At 41.9% G+C, this 20,890-nt stretch carries 13 protein-coding genes; all 13 read right to left on the reverse strand.

Translation table 11 applies throughout. The features are described from left to right. Positions 1–4: 4 nt before the first annotated feature. Positions 5–1,465, reverse strand: coding sequence for a serine/threonine protein kinase (locus OCV36_RS22015; protein WP_135459172.1), 1,461 nt, complete (start codon positions 1,463–1,465; stop codon positions 5–7). Between the two features lie 26 nt (positions 1,466–1,491). Beyond that, on the reverse strand, positions 1,492–2,181 hold the full coding sequence (locus tag OCV36_RS22020; protein WP_102557540.1) for a PP2C family serine/threonine-protein phosphatase: 690 nt from the start codon (positions 2,179–2,181) through the stop codon (positions 1,492–1,494). Then, positions 2,175–2,867: a vWA domain-containing protein gene (locus OCV36_RS22025; RefSeq protein ID WP_102557541.1), complete on the reverse strand. Its 693-nt coding sequence runs from the start codon at positions 2,865–2,867 to the stop codon at positions 2,175–2,177. The genes OCV36_RS22020 and OCV36_RS22025 overlap by 7 nt, the downstream gene beginning before the upstream one ends. 206 nt (positions 2,868–3,073) lie before the next feature. Next, a complete protein-coding gene (locus tag OCV36_RS22030; RefSeq protein ID WP_240699171.1) occupies positions 3,074–3,682 on the reverse strand; it encodes a hypothetical protein in 609 nt (202 codons plus the stop codon). A gap of 14 nt (positions 3,683–3,696) precedes the next feature. Beyond that, positions 3,697–4,788 carry a ComEC/Rec2 family competence protein gene (locus tag OCV36_RS22035; protein WP_135459168.1) on the reverse strand — a complete coding sequence of 364 codons (1,092 nt, stop codon included), beginning with the start codon at positions 4,786–4,788 and terminating at the stop codon, positions 3,697–3,699. A 224-nt stretch (positions 4,789–5,012) separates the two neighbouring features. Continuing rightward, positions 5,013–5,324, reverse strand: a complete 312-nt coding sequence (locus tag OCV36_RS22040) for a hypothetical protein (RefSeq protein ID WP_135459166.1) — start codon at positions 5,322–5,324, stop codon at positions 5,013–5,015. A 277-nt stretch (positions 5,325–5,601) separates the two neighbouring features. Next, positions 5,602–6,492: a hypothetical protein gene (locus tag OCV36_RS22045; protein WP_135459164.1), complete on the reverse strand. Its 891-nt coding sequence runs from the start codon at positions 6,490–6,492 to the stop codon at positions 5,602–5,604. Next, complete coding sequence (locus tag OCV36_RS22050) at positions 6,492–7,958, reverse strand: AAA family ATPase (RefSeq protein ID WP_135459162.1); 1,467 nt, start codon at positions 7,956–7,958, stop codon at positions 6,492–6,494. Before OCV36_RS22050 ends, OCV36_RS22045 begins: the two co-directional genes overlap by 1 nt. Before the next feature lie 26 nt (positions 7,959–7,984). Then, positions 7,985–14,314, reverse strand: coding sequence for a DEAD/DEAH box helicase (locus OCV36_RS22055; RefSeq protein ID WP_135459160.1), 6,330 nt, complete (start codon positions 14,312–14,314; stop codon positions 7,985–7,987). After that, the gene (locus OCV36_RS22060; RefSeq protein ID WP_135459158.1) at positions 14,315–14,812 is read right to left on the reverse strand and encodes a hypothetical protein; all 498 of its coding nucleotides are present in this window, start codon (positions 14,810–14,812) and stop codon (positions 14,315–14,317) included. Between the two features lie 51 nt (positions 14,813–14,863). Further along, on the reverse strand, positions 14,864–17,623 hold the full coding sequence (locus tag OCV36_RS22065; RefSeq protein ID WP_135459155.1) for an STY4851/ECs_5259 family protein: 2,760 nt from the start codon (positions 17,621–17,623) through the stop codon (positions 14,864–14,866). Positions 17,624–17,996: 373 nt separating this feature from the next. Continuing rightward, positions 17,997–19,211 (reverse strand): restriction endonuclease subunit S, encoded by a 1,215-nt coding sequence (locus OCV36_RS22070; protein WP_135459153.1) that lies wholly within the window; start codon positions 19,209–19,211, stop codon positions 17,997–17,999. Next, positions 19,208–20,803 carry a type I restriction-modification system subunit M gene (locus OCV36_RS22075; protein ID WP_135459151.1) on the reverse strand — a complete coding sequence of 532 codons (1,596 nt, stop codon included), beginning with the start codon at positions 20,801–20,803 and terminating at the stop codon, positions 19,208–19,210. The genes OCV36_RS22070 and OCV36_RS22075 overlap by 4 nt, the downstream gene beginning before the upstream one ends. Positions 20,804–20,890: the final 87 nt, after the last annotated feature.

Genomic DNA, 20,890 nt, shown 5'->3' on the forward strand with positions numbered 1-20,890 from the left:
CTGCTTACCACCTCAACCTAAATAAATTTGCTATTTGGGACTCAGGGATATCAATGATCGGCTTGATAAGTAACCATTGATTAGTCCTGGTTGAAGCCGGAACTGGCGTTTTCGAGCTGAAAGTTTGAAGTTTGTTTTTACCCATTCCCATCTCAAAAGATTTAGCACCAATTGGAGTGAGTTCTAAACCTTCTTTGGTAAAGCGTATCGACAGTAAATCTTGTGATTCCGACCAATACACAGAACCAGGGCAAGAATTTCTGAGAACAATGGTTTCGCCAATATTAAGCGTTTGGTGATACCCCGTATCAACGTATGTATCGTTAAGCGTTGCATTAGGTAGTTCTAAAATAGATAAATCTTGAAGGTTATTACGGATATACAAAACTTGACGATTATTCATCAAGGACTCGCAGAATGGACACTCTAATTGCCCTCCACTCACCAAGAAGTTAAAAGTAGCATTACATTCGTTGTTTTGGCACTTCACTAGCATATGTTCAAGCTGTTCAAAGATTTCCGCCCATTCACTTAAACTGGGTCTGACAAGCGGATCATCTTTGCCTGCGTTAAAACACAGCTCAAATAAACGATAAAGAGGCTTTAGCGCAACCAGCTCTAATGGAATGCCTTTTGGATAATCGTCATCTAGGGCATTTGAATGATCCGTTAAGTGATATATCCAAGGCAACTCACCCGAAAACGCTCGCTCTTCATCTTCAGGAGTACCATTTTCAACCGCTTCACCAATAAATGGATGATTAGTTGTTAATAGCTTCATCGCGACGATTGCAAAGCTCCAAGCATCCGTCAGTGAGGAAACAAAACTATCACCATTAATAACTTCTGGCGCACCAAACCCTGGACTAAAAATACGACCTGGCTTGCCTTCATCAGTTAAAAAATCAAAACTTTCACGTTGGTTGACACAAATGTTGTCACAATCAATTAACCACACTTCAGAGTAGGCAGGATTTTCTGAAACAAAGATGTTGGCGGGAGATAAGTCACCGTATGCTAATCCTCTTGCGTGAAGATCTGACAATGTTCTGGCGAGCTTTGCCAAAATAGTCATTCGACGTCTTAAGCCACCCGTTGATAAGTAATGCTCTGGTGAACCTTGTGAAGCAATTAACTCTTCAGTTTCATTCATTAACGATTCGAGAGGAATCAATCCGTCCATCAGCTCCATTGCATAACCAAAGTTATTCCCGTCCATTGCAATACGCGAAAATGGTTTAGCTATATTTAACCGCTCTAAAGGTTGTCTCATTAACCAATGAACATGCTCAAGCCATTTTCTTTTTTTATCTTTATCCCGTTGAGTGCTCATTTTTACTAGTACATTGTCCACCTGAGTTGTACAAACAACTCCTTGCCCACCTTGCCCAATCTTTTTGACTAACTCAAATTCCTGACCAAATGTGTCAGTAACTATGCGTTTTTTTGCTTGTTCACTTGCCATTTGTTTATAACCTTTATTCTGTACTGCTAGCTCAAGACCATTACAGCGAGTGTCTTATCATCGGTGTGGTTAGGCGTACCCCAATTCCTAAATTCGTTTTTTAACCAAGCCTTAGCTTGTCTAATGCTCTTGACCTTGGTATTTTCTACAATCGTATTTACGAACGCCAACTCCATGCCTTGGTGTAGGTCTTCACTAATACCATCCGTCATTACCGCAATTACATCACCTACATTTAATTGCTGCCGCGTAACTTGCCAGTCGGAAAACTGTTTAGACTTACCTAAGCCAGTAGTGATATTGCCAAAATCATTTGTATCCAACCTTTCTGTTGATTGTTGCGAAGTTAAAATTAAGCCGTCACCTAACTGAAACGTTCTGAGTTCTCCGCTATCAGTAACCCAGGCAATCAAACAAGTTGTCACTGCATCGCTGGCTCTTATATCACGAAGCGAATTCAACCACTTTTGATAAATCAGTTTGATAAGCGCTTTATTTTCAATGCTGAAATCTGCTGTTTTTATCACGTCAAATGCAGCTCTACATGCTTGTTTTGATCCCATATCAGAATGAGGTTTAGATCCCATTCCATCACAGACAACAGCGAGCCAACCAGTTGGCACCCGCTTTATTAGCACTGAATCTTGATTGGGTTGACCATTTAGTAAATGACCAGGCCCAATTACAGACACACTTAGATGACGAAGACTTACCATTGGCCTTCTAGATCTAGACCTAAATCGTCGTCATCGTTGTCTAGTTCATCAAAGTCAATAGGTACGAGTTCGTTAGGGGTTCTACTTTGAGAGCGAGCGGTTACGCTCATAGTAACCGCTCTAAAGAAACGGTGAATGTCTCTGGCTTCATTGGCTTTAAATACTGGAGCTTCTAAGTCATTGTTAAATGCCTCAAGTACATCGGTATTAGCTTCGGCCCCTATCGCCATGGCAAAACGACTGGCTTTTTGACCACGTTCACTCGTGGTTAAACGTTCTAAACCAGCTTTCCAACTGTCGGTTGGAATGCCGTCAGAAAGTAAAATTAATACAGGACGATAGTCACGAGATGTAATCAGCTCTTTATCTTCAAGCACATCAGTTGCCAATTCGAAAGCATGACCCATTGGTGTGCGGCCAATCGCATCAAGTGGCTGCATTGCTTCTATTTCAGTAGCTTTGGCAAGTGGTAAATGCATTTCAGCTGCATCGCCACCAAAGGTGATTAAACCAACTTGAATTTCAGCTTGTCGTGCAGACTCTTGCCTAAAGGTTGAAACCATATTCTGGACGGCTTCATTAAGCGCAGCGATCTTTCCGTCTACCGACATACTACCACTGGTGTCTGCTAGAATGATGACAGGTAGTGCTCTTGCTTTTGCTACTGCGAATTTTTTTAAACTCATTTTCTATCCTTTTAATTTTGATTGACTGTATGCCAATCAAACTTCAATTACTGTAAATGTTTGTGACCGTGCTTATAGCAACGAGCTTTTCGTAAATGCCGTTAACACTATCCCTCTTTCCGCCATAACCAATAGAACATTGTTCATATTTTTCAATTCTGGTTTTATGCCAGCATGCTTATAATTTTATTGCCAAGTAAAAGACGTCATAAACTCACGGCAATTGCCGTTGTGACGAGTCTGTTCCCCGCATTTCTTGCTGCGATTGAAAAGCCTGCAATCGCTACCACAAACACCCACAAAGATTGATAACTTACTTCTAAAAGATACTCGCCCAAGAATTGCTTCGCGACCAGCAAGGCAAAGGCACTGACAAAAGATACAGCCGCCGCATCCCTATACAACAAATAAGCTCTGTGAGTTGAAGCCACTTCGTCCTGCTTATTGGATGGACGATAAAACTCTTTGTACCAATGACTGTTCTGCTCACTATTATTTTGCTTCAACAAATCATACTCGGACACGCGGGCCTTTAGGAGCACAGTGTCAATACGTCGATCTTTCTCTGATAACTGTATAAAGCGATGCCCAGGTAACACATTGCTCCATCGCCAAAATACCAAGACGCTCTTGACTTCAGCCGGCATAAGGTGGCTAAGCCACCCCGAAATCGCACCTATCGCTAACATCGCTCCACCGGTGTCTTTTAGTATATTGACATAACTGATATCAAAAGAACTTTGATTAACAAGTGATATCACGGTGAACTGAAGAACCATCAACACCGAGAGCGGGACAATGTTATTGGCTTTCATCGATAGGCCCACCATTATGCCACCTCTTCTTCATAGTCGAAGTGATATGGCTCAGGATTCATACTATTCCATCTATCACGACCAGGAGCATTATAATGGTGACAAATATCGGAGCCTCTCGTCGCTAGTGCTTTGACACCTCGGTGAGTAAAAGCATTCATAACCGCTTTTCGTGGGTGCTTAGGCTCACCATTTTTAGCAGTAGAGGCAATCGCCGTAATATTACGAGACGAACCTTGCCCGATAGGCTCTCCAACCAAACGATTTAAAACTGTCGGCCCGATGTTACGCTTACTGCCATGATGTGGGATCTGCATAAATCGAAGCTCTGCTCCGCTCGTACACTGCTCGATTTGATCTGCCGCGTAATCCAAAGCCTGAATGCCCGCATCCCCAGTAAAAACAGAGCGCCTTCCCTCGACGACCAATTGGGTGATTACACTTAAGTTGTTCTTCGCCGATGTGACTCCGTCATCATCAATCTGGTCTTCACCCCAAATGGCAAAGAAACGACTAATAGATGCGGCCACTTTGTCAAAAAAGCTTTCTAATGCATTCGTTGCAATGGCTTTTTCCGGCATGCCATCGAAATCAGGAATGAGGGATTCGTAGTATTCAACAGAAGGACCAAGAACCTTAACACCACCTCCTGTGTCCGTTAAACCCGTAAAAGGTTCACGTACAGTAACCGCTTTCGATTCAGCCAACTGAACCAATGACCAAGCTTTTTCGAGGTTTTGCTTAAGGCGATCCCCTAAGCTATTGTCCGTCACGCGTCCATCTTTGAATTTATCAGCAAGCCCTTGATTATGTAGCCACGGTTGATGAATCCAAAGTTCTTTTACTTCGAGTTCATTGAGGACGGTTTCCAAACCGTTGATATGGTCTTGATCAGCGTGAGTATTAATGACCAAGTCCACTTTGGAAGTACCGAAACAAGTGGTGATGTGATCAATAATCTTTGAACCTGTACTTTGAAAACCACCATCAATCACAACTACCGTTTGCTCGTCACGATGACCGTGTAGATTACCGTAGCGAAGTGCGATTGCATCACCACTCTTAGACTCTTCACCAACACCTAAAAAATCAATTTCGTAACCCATAACTTTTTCCTTTTTCTATGAAAGTTAAGAGTTACTAATCAACTAACATGCCACATTGTAACATATTGTTTTTATTGGGATTGCATTGAGATGCGAAGATATGAACTGTAATAATATTTACCTATAGTAAATATTGTTACCTTCAGATGAGTCAATAAAATTAACTCGCCCCTAAACAGAACTACATTACTCATGTCATCAGAGGGTGGGGTTACTTTCGTGACTTATTGGGCATAGTCGAGCAACCGCTCGATCGGGATAAAGCACTGCTTCTTGTTGTTCACTTTGATGCTTTTGGTTTGAGAATTGATATAGCTAGAAATTTCAAGCGCCAGCATTTGGCTCAATCGATCGAGATTCCTATCATCCAAGGTTTGCGTGACCCACTGTGCAGCGTCAGCAATATGGCCGTTAACACTCAGAACGGTGTTTTTTATCCAGTTCAGTGTGAGCTCAATGTCATTGAGCTTTGATAGCAACATGGCAATGTCATAACGGCGGATTAAGCCCTTATCTTTCAAAGCATAAATTTCCAAGGAGTAGCTTTCCAAAGCTTCAACGAAGGCAAATTACCACTCAATTTTTAGCCTTTCGGCGAGCTCATAGCAGCGGCATCCGAGCTTAGTTTATTGACTCCTGGTCGTTTGCCCGCTTCTACTGATAAGCGCGGGAAATCGTTTTTAAGCCATTTGTTAAGAGCCTTAGTAGCGCTGAGTTGTAAATGCATAATTAAATCCATAGCTAGAGAGCAGGATTAATATTTAATTAATCCTGCCACATGTATCGCATCAAGTTACAGACCCCAATTGTTCATTAGGGATGCGAGGACCAAACACCTCTCACGAGATCAAAGTCTTCATATTGAAGAGACGTGTTGTAAGAATTTGCTTTCGCTTGAAGCAAATCGTTGGGCATCGGAGTTATATCTGTGAGCTCTTGACGTTGATCTCTATCACTTGGTTCTGCAAACCCCCTGTCGTAGATCAAACCACCCTTGGCTGTGAATAAACCTCTAGAATGTAAAAAACCCGAACCATCATCATCTGCGCAATACCAGTACAGCTTAATGTTCCCTGGCATAACAGCTTTTAGTTCCATTAGAGCTTGTTCTGTTCGACCCCAAGCTGGTTTTCCGTCTTCTTCTGAAAAAATATGAAACTCTACTTCAGCCTTTTTACATAACTTCATAAGTTCAAGCAGCGTTTTACGATAACCCGATTTAGTAACACAAATAAATGGGTCGTAAATTGTAACTTTCTCCGTACCGAGTAAAAGTGCGGTAGCTGCTTGAGCTAGAGACAATGCATCTCGAGGAAATTGAGAGTTGTAGTTAAAGTCGGGGTCTTCTAACTCAGTAATCGAAGAAACAAAAACAGGTAACAGAGTAAATGATTGCTCGACTAATCTATGAAACGGCACATTTCCATGGCTTTCTGTAGCTGCATCTACCCAACTACCTTCTTGATACGTTCGAGTAAACGCAACTGTCTTATTATTTTTGAAAGTTCTAAGTCGCTCTGTTGCTTTATCCAGCGACGTTCCATTGTGCGTCTGCCTTAATTGGTCAGAGACATCTCTAAACCAAGCTTTTGGAAAACCAGACAACACAGCCCCACGGTCAAACCCTAGTCGCGCATCCAACAGAGCTAAGTCGGCCAAAGAGTTGACTTCAGTAGGCGCAACTGCAAATTCCAAATGTAGCATCAGAACAGCTCCTCTCTTCTTTCTTCAAAGAAGCCATTTGGCCAAGGTGCATCAAACTCACCCTCATCAGTTGTTTTGATTGGAATCAAACGAGTTTTGCCTTCTGACTGCTCACAAAAAACAATCTGGACATCACTTTTCTTGCAACCAAATGGTTCGTATTCGATCTCTTCATCTGCGGTTTGGCGGCGACGTTTTAGTAGCCTCAACAACAAATGTTCGCTGTGGGTTTCAATCAAAAACATCCGATCTAGGTTTTGCTTTGTCGCCTCCAGCATCATATCCCCTAAAGCTAACTGCCATTTGGGGTGAATATGCAATTCAGGTTGCTCACACGAAACGATAAGGTCTTGCTCAAGTGATGTGGCAACAACGAATGGGAATACTTGAGAAACGCCAACACCTACGCTTGATGGCAATAAATGTATGTTTGTGTGCGAGTCTTTGAGGATAACGGTTTTCTCAATCAAGCTTGCTTCACCGTGATTAGGTGCTTCAAAACAATAATTGGTGCCAAAGAAATCATTGTTTGTAAATTTCTCATTGGTCTTAGCTTTAACACTTTCATTCGAGTAAGCGAACGTCTCCCAACCCGCAGTCCCATCATACCAACGCTGTGGGCTGGTTTTATTGTTTAACACCATCGAACGATTTGGCACAACACGTAGTGGCCCGATATGAATGAAGTCTTCTAGCTTTTTCACCAACAATTTCATGGGCGCTAATATTGCTTGAGAAGATGTCGCTTCTGCAAATAACTTTGCAGCTAAAGGATGTTCAGGAAACACATTATTCCAAGAGAATGGAGCATTAGATAGATCTAGACGAGTATAGATATTAGGTAATGCATCCTGACCTTTCAGGAACATTTCTTCCCATTCTCCCGAATCAAATAAGTTGTTTAATGAGAACGATTCATCTACTTGCCAATGAGGTAACGGTTGATAATGAGTGATGCTACTTTGTTGTTTACCTGGTTGCGATTCGATGCAACACAACTCATTTCCTTTACTGTTACATTCATAACGGCTGACGAATGTCTTCTGTTTAAGGTGATCCCATCTAATATCTAATTCGAAATTAAATTCATCCGCTTCTGAATCAGGAGTAAAGCCTAAATAAGATTCGAGTAACCAACGCTCAGAATCGGACAAATACTCATCCCAAATATCCGTTGCACCATCCCTAAAATCAAGAGTGGCACCTATAGTAATAGTGCCATTTAAGTCTTTGCCATGAACTAGGTTTTGAAATCCACCAAAATAGAGGGCCTCGCCCGCTATTGAACTATGTTGAGCATCAAAGTTCCGCTTCGCGACTACTTCGTACAAATATAACAACGCATGCAAAACAGTACTTTTACCCGTACTGTTCGCACCAAAGAAAAGCGTGATAGGTGCCAACGGAATGACAGCCTTTGTCTTTATTCCCTTAAACCCACCAACAGTCAGTGACGTTATTTTCATATTTTACCTTTTAACATTTGAAATGCTTACAACACGTTAACCGCTATCCAAGTAGACCAGCTAGCACTATTAGACACCTTCGCCAATTTATAAACCTCAATTAGCCTCTTTATCTGATCGTGTGTATCTCTCATGAAATCAAATCGATGCATCCCGCCAGCGAGATCTAAACGCCAATACCCAAAGCCTTGATCTAGAGTTACTTCAACGATATCACCAGTAGAAAAATGCAATTGTATTGCTCTTCGGTGCGGTACTTCTCGTTTGTTATCAATTATGTTGGTATTTACTTTTTTGCCGGCCATATGAGTCAACCACGCATTAAATATAGCGTCATAATCGTAGCGATCGTTCCAATCATGATTAACAGCAAATGGATTTCTATTTTGTTCATCAAAGCAGCTGTTGACTTCTATTTGGCAATCCGATGTTTCTCCTAGTACTTTGAGAACCTCAGCTAACAACAACAAAGAAACGGGACTTTGGAGATACCTATCCGAATATGAAATACTTTTCAACTCACCTTCTTTAAGCAGCTTTGCTAATCGCTCATCTTTACTTTTCAATAGCTTAATAAAGCCACTACCGAAGTTTGATAGCGGTCCATTTAATTCAGTCGTGAGATCAACATGAACAGCTCCTAACAAGTGAGTTGGCTCCATGGAGTCTAATTCGAAAGGAGTTGTCGCTATTTCTGGTTCACTATAAGAAATAATGGAAATATCTTCCGCTGTAAGCCAATACTCTCCAGGGGTGGTTGCTTTAATATCAAGGTTAGCCAGTGTTGACCAACCGCTACCAGTTAAGCCTTGAAAAACAATCGCCCCACATTCTTTTCCATATCTAAGTTGAACCCCGATTTTTTGTATTTCCCTTAAAAAACTCAGAATTTCTTCAGGAAAATCAACTTTCGGGACGACTATTGAAACAGCTATATTCTTCGCCAATAGTTCATGCAATTTCGATTTCATCAAGACAAGAGATGTATCCCAACTTTCGACTTCAGAAGAAAGAACAAACAAACATTCCGATACTTTCTCATTGAGTAAATCGGTTAGTTGCGCCTCAATAGTTTGAGGGCAGTATTTTCCATCATTGATAAGGTTTTGGTGCTTAGTAGCAAGTGATACGTAGTGCTTAAAATCATCTCCTAACCATTCTATTGCTAACATGCGATCGAGTTTATCGGTATCGTGTCTCGAATCCGACTCTAAAAGACATTCAGGACAAAACGCGTCACAATGCTTCCTACAATCAAGTTTTCCAACTAATCCATTTAATATCTTAGAGATATGAAATGGCGCGGAAGTCGAAAATCCGGCACCGCCGCCCACGCTGTCGAACAGTTGTAGCACTAATGCGTGTTGATTCTCACCAATAACTGTTGGCCTAACGCTATACTGGACCTCATTTGTAGATACTCCAAGTTGCTCGATTAAACACTTTCGTAATGCCACAGCTAATGTAGTCGCTACTTTCCGACCCTGCTCATTATCAGGTATATATTCACCCGTTTTGGGGTTTTTAATCACCAGCTCAAATACATCGGTTCGAGAGTTAATACCTAAATGAATTGAAGACATTATCTTGGCTGACCCATCACAATCAGCGTGTCGACCTACTTCATCTTTATCGAACTTACTAGGACGCGGGGGCTTATGTGTTTTTTCAAAGTTAAGCGCATTTGGCAACTCACCTTTCGCTGTCATCGACTCTGCGCGGCCACAAGCCATACATAACGCGTATCCTTTACCGGACAACCCAGAACTATGATGGAAGACCTTTCCATTAGTATCCGCCACCATATAACCAAGTGCAGGCATGGGTAATGGTGTCGCTGTACCGGATGCAATAACCCAAGAAGGTTGTACTGGAACATAATTATTATTCGAAATATTATTTGTTGGCTCTCGATAATAATCAGTGACAAAACCTGTAGGTTGAATCACTTTTTTTCTACAGTCAGTATTATCAGGGATACTTTGTCCACAAGCGATATTGGTACACACGAGAGAATTTGAATCAGATTGTACTTCCAGATCCGTTTCGTAACCTGTCTGGCCACAACCAGGACAACGCCAAGCTAAGTCAAATTTCTGTGAATCCTTCGCGCCATCAACGTGAATTTTCTGCCAGTTAAGAGAAATGCCTGCCGCCCGATGTACTCGCCCATCAAGAACTATTTCTGAACCTGGGGCATATTCTCGAATTGCAACAGCTAGATTTCGGCTTGGTAACCCTCGATTGATAGAAACATTATCCTCTCGATCAAGTTTGCTTAGATTCCTAAATTGAAGCTGCCTTCTAAAATCGACGATATTATCGGTATCCAAGTTTACGACATCAGTAGGGAATCCATATCCAGGCAGAAACGCCCTTGTCGCTAAATCCCGTAGTAAGTACTCTCTACATAAACGGGACTTTTCACTATTTAGCTTAAAAGCGTAAGGTCCATCTGGATCAACACCGACCAATTCATTTTCTATGTATTGATACTCTTTTAGCCAACGCGTGGTTATTTCCTCTATTTTCTTTGCCGAGCGCTTACAGATTTGTGTCAAAGGAATTTTTTTCAACTCAGTACCTTCAATTAAAGTAGATAAAGCTGATTCAAATCTCTTATCACACGTTTTTAGCCAATTAATATAACGTTCTGCTATAGATTTTTCACCGTTAAGCTTCGCATTAAACCACTCAAGATCTAAGTTAAATTTCTCTTTATTCGTTAATCCAACCTCTTCAATTAAGAAGCGTCCCATCAAAAATGAATTCACATGGCGCTGCACCAATTTCTCAGACGAAAATTCAACATGAGGAGCTGGTATAACGGTAGTAAATGGCCATTTCGGGTTATTAAAAACCAACGTATCATGCGGGTTACTTTTACACAGCGTATAACTTATCGCTCTAGATTCTTTAGATCGACCAGCGCGACCTGCTCGCTGAAGATAGTTCGCAGGGTGTGGCGGCACATTGTTCATCACTACCGCTGTAATACCCCCGATGTCAACGCCCATTTCCATTGTTGTTGAGCAATTGAGGACATTTTTCCTGCCAACTTTAAACTCATCCTCATAGATTTTAAGTCGCTCAGCGGATTGTTGCGCAGAGTGTTCTGCTGAAGCATAGTAAAAACCACCCTCTACTGTTCGGTCATTAATGTCCGTCCACAAATTCTGCTCTCTAAGTGATCTCACTTCCGATGATTTTTCAATATCCTTACGCGTTAGAATCAATGAAAGTAAGAAGTCGTCACTCCCTTCAAAAGCCCATACCGCGGGAAGTTTCACTTTTTCACATAGGTTGCTATCTAACTGGCCTTTAAACGGAATATAAGGAGTGATCCCTTTAAACGTAGTGTCCAACAGCTTGTTCGTAATCGGGCATATATAAGCCGAATTCATCAAAGAAAAGCTGACATTAGTCAGGTTCAAACTATATTGTTTGTCTGCTGTTGAATCTTGTAAAATTTTTGATCCAGTTAATGCATTCCATGCAGAAATCAACCAACCATTAACCGTGTCTTCCCCTAATGTACTCGTAATATCAATTCCTGTGGCAACAGTGAGCAGAGTGATTATACGTTGTTGACGTTTACTGCCTTTTCGCACTAACGGCCAACTCTTCGCTCTGTTTTCATCGACATCACTAGCATCTGGCCCTAATAATGTTTTAGGTGAAAAGTGCATACCGATCCAACGAATCCATTCACGATCAATGGTTATATAAGAGTTTTCGCGGACAAAAAAATCCAAACAAACTTTAAGGTAATCACGCCAATCTTTTACCGTTAGGCCGTAATTCTCCCAAAGCTCCGGAACAACATCGATTTTATCCAATCCTGGGTAGACTATTTTGACCAACCCCTGAGTCTCTAGACTGTTTCTATTTTTTGGCCGTCTCGCAAACTCTCTCGTCAATAGCATTTGAGTGAGTCGTAAAGGTCCGGTCGAGTCATCGAAAATTTCTGGCGATAGCCGCTTGTTCTCTTTTAACATCGACTCTTTTAGATCGTTATCTTGCTTAATAACAGCTGCCAATTCAGACCAAGGGATCGTTTGAGGCAAAGGTATAGCAACCGAACTACTGACAACATCAATATATTCTTTTAGTGCCTTTGCATCTTCAGGCATGGATTGTTCGATGGATGGCAACATGACTCGTAATTTGTCGATAGGCATACTCAAGTAGTCCTTTACGCTGTCGAGTAACGCCTCATCTATAACGACTTTCTCTTCAACATGCCTGCGAAGCTCCTTAAATACTAAACCTCGCAATCGAGAGCGCTCTGCTTCTTGCTGCATTCGAATGGACATTTTTGCCGTTCCTTGTCGGCTATCGGTAAAAGTAATTAACCGACGCCCTCGACCCGGGACAGAATTAGGACCTATTTTGGATTCTTTATCGACTTCAATATCCGGACAGTATTCTAATACTGTTGGTACCGCATTTGCTGTATAAAATGGTGCACCCAACAACCCTCTTCGTAACGCTTTACTGTACTGACCTCTACCTGAGTAACCACATTCGCAGCACTGTTGCGATTCACTCATCAACACAGCTAAGTGAATTGAACTGTTTTCCAAAGATTCTTCACACCCAGCATTATCAAATCCTTTTAATTGGTATTCATATTCATCGCTCTGTTTTGAACCAATAACGATTTGAGTATTACTTGCCGTTGTCTTTTTGGAACACTGATCTGAGCGCTCTTCATCTACCTCTTTTTCTTCTTCATCAAGTAGCGAAAATTCATCGCTTATTTTCCCGGTACATTGTTGCAATTGACCATTTTGGTCTATGGCTAATAGGTGTGGTTCATTACAATCATTGCAAAATGTCAATTCAAGTACTGCAGACCCACAATGACATTTCTGACGATGTTCACTATAAACAAGACCAAATGGCCATGCGCCATTCAGTTTAGACTGTTTCTTATTCGCACAATTTGGGTCAATGCAGCACCACAAACCATGCAATGTGCGCTGAAAATAGTGAGCTCTAAGCTTTAAAAAGGCCTCACTGTTATGAAACTGCTTGGTTCCGGTACAGATATCTAGCCATCGGCATAATTCTGCTTCGTTTAAATCATAAGGTTGTAATTTATCCAGCAATTCAGCGTAATGTACCGGACCTATATTGTCGCCAGCTAACAACGCTCGTATTCTAACGGCTAGTTTGGAACTCGCTAAAGCAGAGTATCGACGCTCTGATACTTCCGAGTTTTGACTTAGCTTCTTCTCTTTAGGTTGTTCACCTTCTGGATCTATCGCTTCTATTTCACTGATGGTTAGGTTTGCTGGTGTTACTTTGGGTAAGCCCGGAACAACGCGTCTCCCCCCAATGACGGCTACCTGCTCTACGCCGACATTAGCTAGCCTAGCGAGGTATTGTTTAAGTTGCGTTTCTGCTTCAGCGCCCGCAATTGTTGCGGACGTAGCAATAAATCGAATATCCTCTGGCTTAACATCAAAAGCTTGCATCACACGTCTTAGCTGCAAAGCAAGTTCAGCGGCTTGGGAACCAATATACGTATGCGCTTCATCTAATACGATCCAACGCAGCTTGCCCTGCGATTGCTGGATAATGGGAGCATCTGCTTGCCTCACCAACATATACTCCAACATGGTTCCGTTGGTGACCAAAATAGGAGCTGGGTTGTCTCGCATCAACGTCCTCGAAAGCACTTCCTGAGGCTGATTTTTTTGCCTTTGCCTATCTTGAGCTTTAAGGTCATTAGGCGTATTACCGTTATACAGACAAAAACGAATATCACCGTTAAAGTGTGTCGTCCAAGCATTCAGTCGTTCTTTCTGCGAGTTTATTAACGCATTCAAAGGATACAAAAATAGCGCTCTCACCCCGGTTAGCGAACTGTTGGTCTGTTGTGTTTCTCGATACAAATCTTCGAGAACTGGTACCATGAAACACTCTGTTTTACCCGAACCTGTACCACTAGTGATAATTTGGGATTGGGGGCGAGGGTCAAGCAAACCTCTCCATGCTTCTAGTTGATGTTTGTACGGCTTTATCTCTCGATTCAGAACATACTTACACTTGCAGCTACTGTCTCTTTTACACCCCTCTTTATGCGGTGCGACATCTAGCGCGTCTAGTAGCTCTGGGCTGAGTAGGTTGTTATATTCAGGGGTAGAAAGGTCTTCTATCGTTATTTCGTCTGCTTCCCAAGAGAACATTTGCTCAAACACCGGGCCGTGAACAAATTTTTCATCCGTTTCCATTCTCTCGCTTAAATGGTTTCTAAGCGCCGGGTTATTGATACCCAAAATACTTAAAGTTGACTCTTTTGCTCGGCTATTAGCTTGTTGTTTTAGAGTGGAAAAATATTGCTTCATTTAAGCTTCCTCTTGGGAAAATACGCACAATGCACTTTGAAATACGGGGTTAAACCAATGACGGTCAAACTCGACAATCTGTCGTAGATGGAAATAATCTATGGGGTAAAGTGACGGTGACAATTCTTCCAGTTGCACTTTTCCACACGCCACTGCAGCGGCAAAAATAGGGAAATAAAGCACACTTTTGTGTGAACTTCGGTTTACTTCAAAATGAATAAGCGATTCGCAATGTTTCTGGCACCATGTTTCTAAGTCATAGCCAAATGCTTTAGGCCATTCACGGTCAGACAAGTGAACTCGCATCAAGTCCTGGCTCCATTTCGGTAGAAAGTATTGAAACACAGCTGATAAATTGGTTGTTTGCTGAGTAAATTGATCGTCAATTAGTGCTCGGCACTGCTTTTCAAACAATGGGGTAAATTCAGAAAGAGTTTCTAGCTTGCTCTTAACTTTGTTATCCACCACTTTTTCAGGCAGCCCTATATCTAGCAACATCTGGCGATACTTAACAGTATGTGACCGCCAAATACTCAGCGGTATAAGCTCTCAAATAACATTGAACTCAACTTTCAAACGTTCCATTAATTGAGCGGGGTTATCGGCTTTAAACGCAAGAGCCGATAAGCAAGTCGTATTCGTCACTATTGCCTTCCACACTTCAAAGGTCGCCATCGGAAGATGCGAGTAATTAGCAAACAAATCGTTGATAAAGCGCCAGCTACTGTGATTAAAGTCATTCGCTAACATTGGGAGCACATCGGCTATCGCGTTTGGGTTAGTTACTGGATGAAATAACGCAACCGCCTTATTTAAAGTTTTAACATCACTAGAATGTTCAATAGGCTCACGACTTGGAATAAACTTCGCGCGAAAAGCCAACTGAGTCTTGTTTGAAGGAACGATTAACGCTGGCTGAGATAATTTTGTATTTAGCTCGAATACGCCTGTCGCTACGCCATTGGAATATCTTTGTTGAAGGGCGTGCGGTTTTTCTGCTGGGTCAGCCAAATTAATCAATTCTGGCTTAATAATGAGTTCTTTTTCCAGTTTTACATTAAAGCTCACAGTGTCATTTAGCTGTTGAGCTTCTGTGGCATATCGTCCAATGATAGTTTGTTGTTCTCTACAACCCGACCCTCCAATAACCATTCGGATTTCATCATCAAGTTCACCAGATGCTGCCAATAGTTCGCGAATTCGATGGCGAAACTCATATAAGCTGACCTCTAGCACCTTATCTGCAACCTTGTACTCCCAATAATAAGACGCATCACGAGACCTCGTCGGCCCTTTCAATTCAATATGGTAACTTGCCGCTACATCTACACGCGGGAAAAACTGAATACGTGCACCTAATAAATCATCGATGGTGATACGATTGGCTAGACCGTTACCATGTTTGTCAAAGGTTAACGCTCCTGAGGCTGGAAAAGGTACCCGTACTTTTATCGGGTCAGCCATCAAGTTAGCACTGATAGAGAGAATAATATCCGCTGGCGGTGACCCTTCAGCTGTCACCGTTATTCTCTTGCCACCTTCTATATTGGTTTGTTTATAGGAGACCTGTTCGCCTTCTATGGATACAAATAAGTTCCTTTCACAATGAAGATCGACAAAACCACTATTAGCCTGCTTAGACGGCTTAAGTTCAATGCCGAATGATTGCGGAAGAATAGCGAAGCGTTTACGAAGCATTGTTCGATTACCACTCGCCTTTAAACGTACTGATTGGATACCAAACAAGCCAGCTTGATGCGTTTCTCCTAGTGGTTTATTACCTAACCATAATTCTGTATGCGCTTCTTGGCTGGTAATGGTTGGCAACCCCAGATAGATAGGTTGTCCAGTACTTGAGTAATATTGTAATTTGACACCTCGAACGCTCACTTGCTCTGCTAAGACTGCAGACTGTCGCGTTGATATTACATAAGTATCATGCTCATCATCTTCAGTATAATAATTAACCTTAATTTCCCCACTAAAGTGGACAAACTGGCAGTGTTCTGTCGTTACTGATGTGCACAATTCTGGAAACTCGGCAGTGTACGTCGAACCTTTTGATAAGATAGCTTTCAGTTGATCTGCTTTAACATTTACACTTCCTTGTCCAACGACCCAATCATGTTCACCGTCTGACTTAAGCACAATGGGCATCTCATTCATAGCGAGATCAGAATTAGCGATTTCTTCACGATGAAGCTCAACACCGGCTTGCAATACGACTAAGTACAGATCTTGCTCTATAGCTTGGCGACGAAATTCACAAGCAGGAGTTCGTAAAATAACCTTCGTCGTTTCTCCTTCAAAGGTTGTATGACCAATGCCTAGCTCTGCAATTACTCTATTGCCTTCTTGTATAAATAACTCAACTCGACTGTTAATCAATGCTTCGCGTTTAAAAGGCATAGGTATCGCCTTCATCAATTTAATTTGAGCAACAAAGCCCAAATCATCATTGTTCGAAAGCCTTTGCCTGCAAATAATTCGTTTTGTTTGTTGTGATTTATCTTTTCGCTGAACGGAGGCTGAAGTCAGCAAGCCAGTGAGAAATTCACTTCCGGTGTCTACATCAAGCGGGATTGGAAATAGGTCTCTCCAATTGGGTAATTGGGTGTCTAAATGATCGGCTGGTTGCTCTTGTTGTTGCAGGTTGTATTCGTCAGTTAAACGCAGCAATAGCTCCGCCATATTAGTGATTAGATCAACCGTCGTTTCTTGTCTAAATGCCTCAGGTAAATGTTCAAGGCCCTCCGACACTAACTGAAAAGGCGATTGGCCAAATTCCTGAGCGTCGTCAAAAAACCTAAGAATACGTTTAAAGATTGTTTGGAAACGGCCGCCTTCACTCGCTAGCAGCCCATAGGGCAAACCGCCCTCTCGAAATACTGAACCAAGAAAACTATGCCTTTCATCGTTATATTGGCTAACCGTACGCTGCCAATATTTAAAACCTGTTTTTATTACTTTACTACGTTGGTTAGCATCTAACTCAAACTCTAAGCTGCTTGATATACCACTCCAGCTCCATCCACCTTGATATTGACGTCGATACCATTCAGCACTAAAAAGGCAAAAAGCGGCACACCAGCTACTATCTCCGTGCAATCTTGTTGGCAATTTTTGGTTTTTTAAACTGGTTCGTAAGTGATGATATTCGGATTCTGATAGCTGATAGGTAAAGAGCGGCTGACCTGTTGGCTGAGATAGTTCTCGCTTCGTCAAAATGGCTCGTAGGCAACCATTAACCGAAGTAGAGCCGAGTATCGCACTTGTAGGTTCAAGTGCGCTGGGGGACGTAGTATCCATTAATAACCTAACCTTATTTACTTAACCTTAACTGTAAGCCGGCCAAATACTTCGCACTTAGCCATTTTTATACAAGCCAATGCATTGCAACAAACATTCCGATTAGTAACAAGTTGATTTATCAAGGAATAAGTCGGTAATCACACTTTAACTTTGGAAGTTAAATTACCAAGGTGTAATTAATTTTACGGTTAAGTTTAGAGAAAATAGATTATTTGGATAACCACTGATGTGGTGAGTACTATTGCGATCTAGGCTTAACTTTTATGCCGTTGAAACCACCAACGGAAAGCAATGCTGTTTAACGTTATTTAAAGTAGAACAGGCCTAACCTTTGATCAAAAAAAGAGGCATCCGAAGATGCCTCTGAAATTTATAACTGACCTGAAAATGCTTTTTGAGATAAAGAGTTAAAAGATTCTTTCAGAAACACGTTAGTACTGTTTAGCTTTGCGTACCACTGGTTATAACTTGAGACCAACTTGACAAATTTAAGTTGCTCTTCCATGGGAGGAAGCATGAGTGGAAGCTCCTTTTGGCGTGTAATACCGATATAAGCTCTCGTGGACTGCTTACCTTCTTTTTCTAACAATGTTTGAAATGATTGCGTGTCAAAATACCCTTTCAAATATTCGGGTATTAGAGTGCGTTCATCTAGCCTATAGTAAGTGGTTTGAGGGCTAAAAATATAATCATCATACGTACTATCAAGCACGGCTGTTAAACCAAGAGTTCCTTTGTGAGATAGCAAAACGTCCCTAGGTTTTGCAAACCCAATACGCAATTTATCTAACCATTCTGAAGACAGATAATAACAACTATCAAATAGTACTTTGCCTTTTCGAATCACGTTAGCCGCCAAGAATGGGATACCTTCCGAAGAAAAATCGCTTACCTTTGGATGGCTATTACCATGATTCCCGTCTTGGACATCAAGAATTATCTTAGCCTCAAGACATTCTTTGACTGTTTTTGTCTCCCACCCCTTCGGGTTCGTCACCGGGTCACCAAACATATCCAAGAACACGCTGCGTAAAAAATCATCAGCAAGGTCAATGGCTTGTTTACGTTTCTGGCGAATCGCATCGGCTTTATCCAAAATGGTAGCGATGCGTTTTTGTTCATCTAGTGGGGGGAGTGGGATCTGAAAAGTTTTCAAATCAGTTGCTGATAGATTCGGTTGAGCAGCGCCATTTTCATATAATTGAATCTCTCTTTCGCAAAGAAAGCTACCTAAGTAGTGCTTCAAATAATCGATGTGTATTTTCTCATTCACGCGAATGATCACAAGAGATGAAGCTATTGCCCCTTTCATATCTGAGTCAACCAATGCGAACTTACCTAGAGAGCCTCGCAAACAAAAAAGGATATCCCCTTTTTCGATTTTCCCGCTGTTCAATGAATTGAACTTATCCTCAGTTATGTAATTGAGCGCATCTGCATAAATAGTATGAACAAGGCTTAGATTACCAGCATTAATAAATGGGATACCCTCATCAACAAAAGAGCCTTTTGATGGGTAGTTTTTCCCTCTATCACCATTAATAAACTGGGCTACGTCTCCAAAGCTTACGACGGGCCAACTCATAGCATCGACTCCAACTCATTTAGGTCAGCTAGAATGTCATTCTCGAGGGCTTTGAGTTTGCCTAAAATCACTTTTGGTTCTTCATAAGTTTCTTGCTCATAGACTACTTCTTTATAGCGATTGATCGACAGATCATATTTGTTCGACTTGATATCATCTTTCGCCACCAAGAAAGCTTTTTGTTTTTTATTCGCCCATTGCTCGGTTGACTCACCCGCCATTACCGCCGCTTGATACGCTTTGTACTGAGTAACAAGATCAGGTAAGTCGTTATCTTTGATTGGGGTACGTTTATCGTCAAGTGATTTACCATCGGCCTGTACATCGTAGAACCAAACGTTATCGGTACTGCCACCTTTGGTGAAGATGATAATTGCGGTAGACACACCGGCATATGGCTTGAACACACCGCTTGGTAGTGAGATAACAGCTTCTAACTGGTTATCTTCAATTAAGTGTGCACGAAGCGTTTGGTGCGCTTTAGAACTACCAAATAAAACACCGTCAGGCACAACAGTCGCACTACGGCCACCAACCTTAAGCATGCGTTGAATCAAAGCAACAAACAGTAGCTCGGTTTTTTTGGTTTTAACTACTTTTAGAATGGCAGGATCGACATCTTCTTCATCTAGGCTGCCTTTAAATGGCGGGTTAGCTAGGATGATATCGAAGCCATTTTTTGCCTCATCGGGGAAGCGTTCAATAAAGCTTTGGCTTAATGTATCTTGGTAGTGGATACCCGGCTGTTTTACACCGTGCATCACCAAGTTCATTGCCGCAACACGTAGCATGGTAGAGTCAAAATCGAAGCCGTGGAACATGTCGTAATCGATATGGGCGCGATTTTCAAGCTCGTCACCTGCATACAGATAATTAAATACCGGATTACCGTCAATATCTAATACTGGCTTACCTTCTACGTCAAATGCTTGCTCTTTCTCGGTGCCTTCTGGTGAAGAGTATTTCTCTAACAGGTATTCGTACGTCGATGAAAGAAAGCCGCCAGTACCGCAAGCAGGGTCACAAATGCGATGTGTTTCTTCAACATCGAGCATTTCGATCATGGCTCGGATGATATGGCGCGGTGTACGGAACTGACCGTTGATACCTGCAGTAGTTAATTTCGAAAGCAGGTATTCGTACAAGTCACCTTTTACGTCTTTGTTTTCTAGCGGTAGCTCACTCACCAACTCAACCGCCTTCACCAATAGCGATTGCTTTTGAATCATTAGCTGAGCATCTTTCATAAACTCAGCAAACAAGGTGTCATCGCTGGTCAGCTCTTTAAAGAAGGGAAATACCTCGTCTTTAACCAATGGGTAAAGCTTTTCCGCACCTAAGTGACGAAATTTTTCCCAGCGGATATGTTGCTTATCCTTCTCTTTATCTTCGCTCATAGGAAAACGACGAGTGAATGGCTTACCAGTACGAGCGCTACGCTTCTCATCGTTACGTTCATTCATGTCTAACATACGGGCGTACATCAGGTAAGTAATTTGCTCAACGACGGTTAAAGGGTTGGTGATACCACCGGTCCAGAACTCTTCCCATAGCTTATCGATTTGGCTTTTTAGTGCACCTGATGTAATCATTATTCATTCTCTTAGTTTTTCGCTTGACTGCTTGCTTAATTCTTCGGCAAAGCTAGTTCGGGAGCAACCAACGGCGTATTCAGAGCC

The organism is Vibrio echinoideorum, assembly GCF_024347455.1.
Lineage (GTDB): Bacteria > Pseudomonadota > Gammaproteobacteria > Enterobacterales > Vibrionaceae > Vibrio > Vibrio echinoideorum.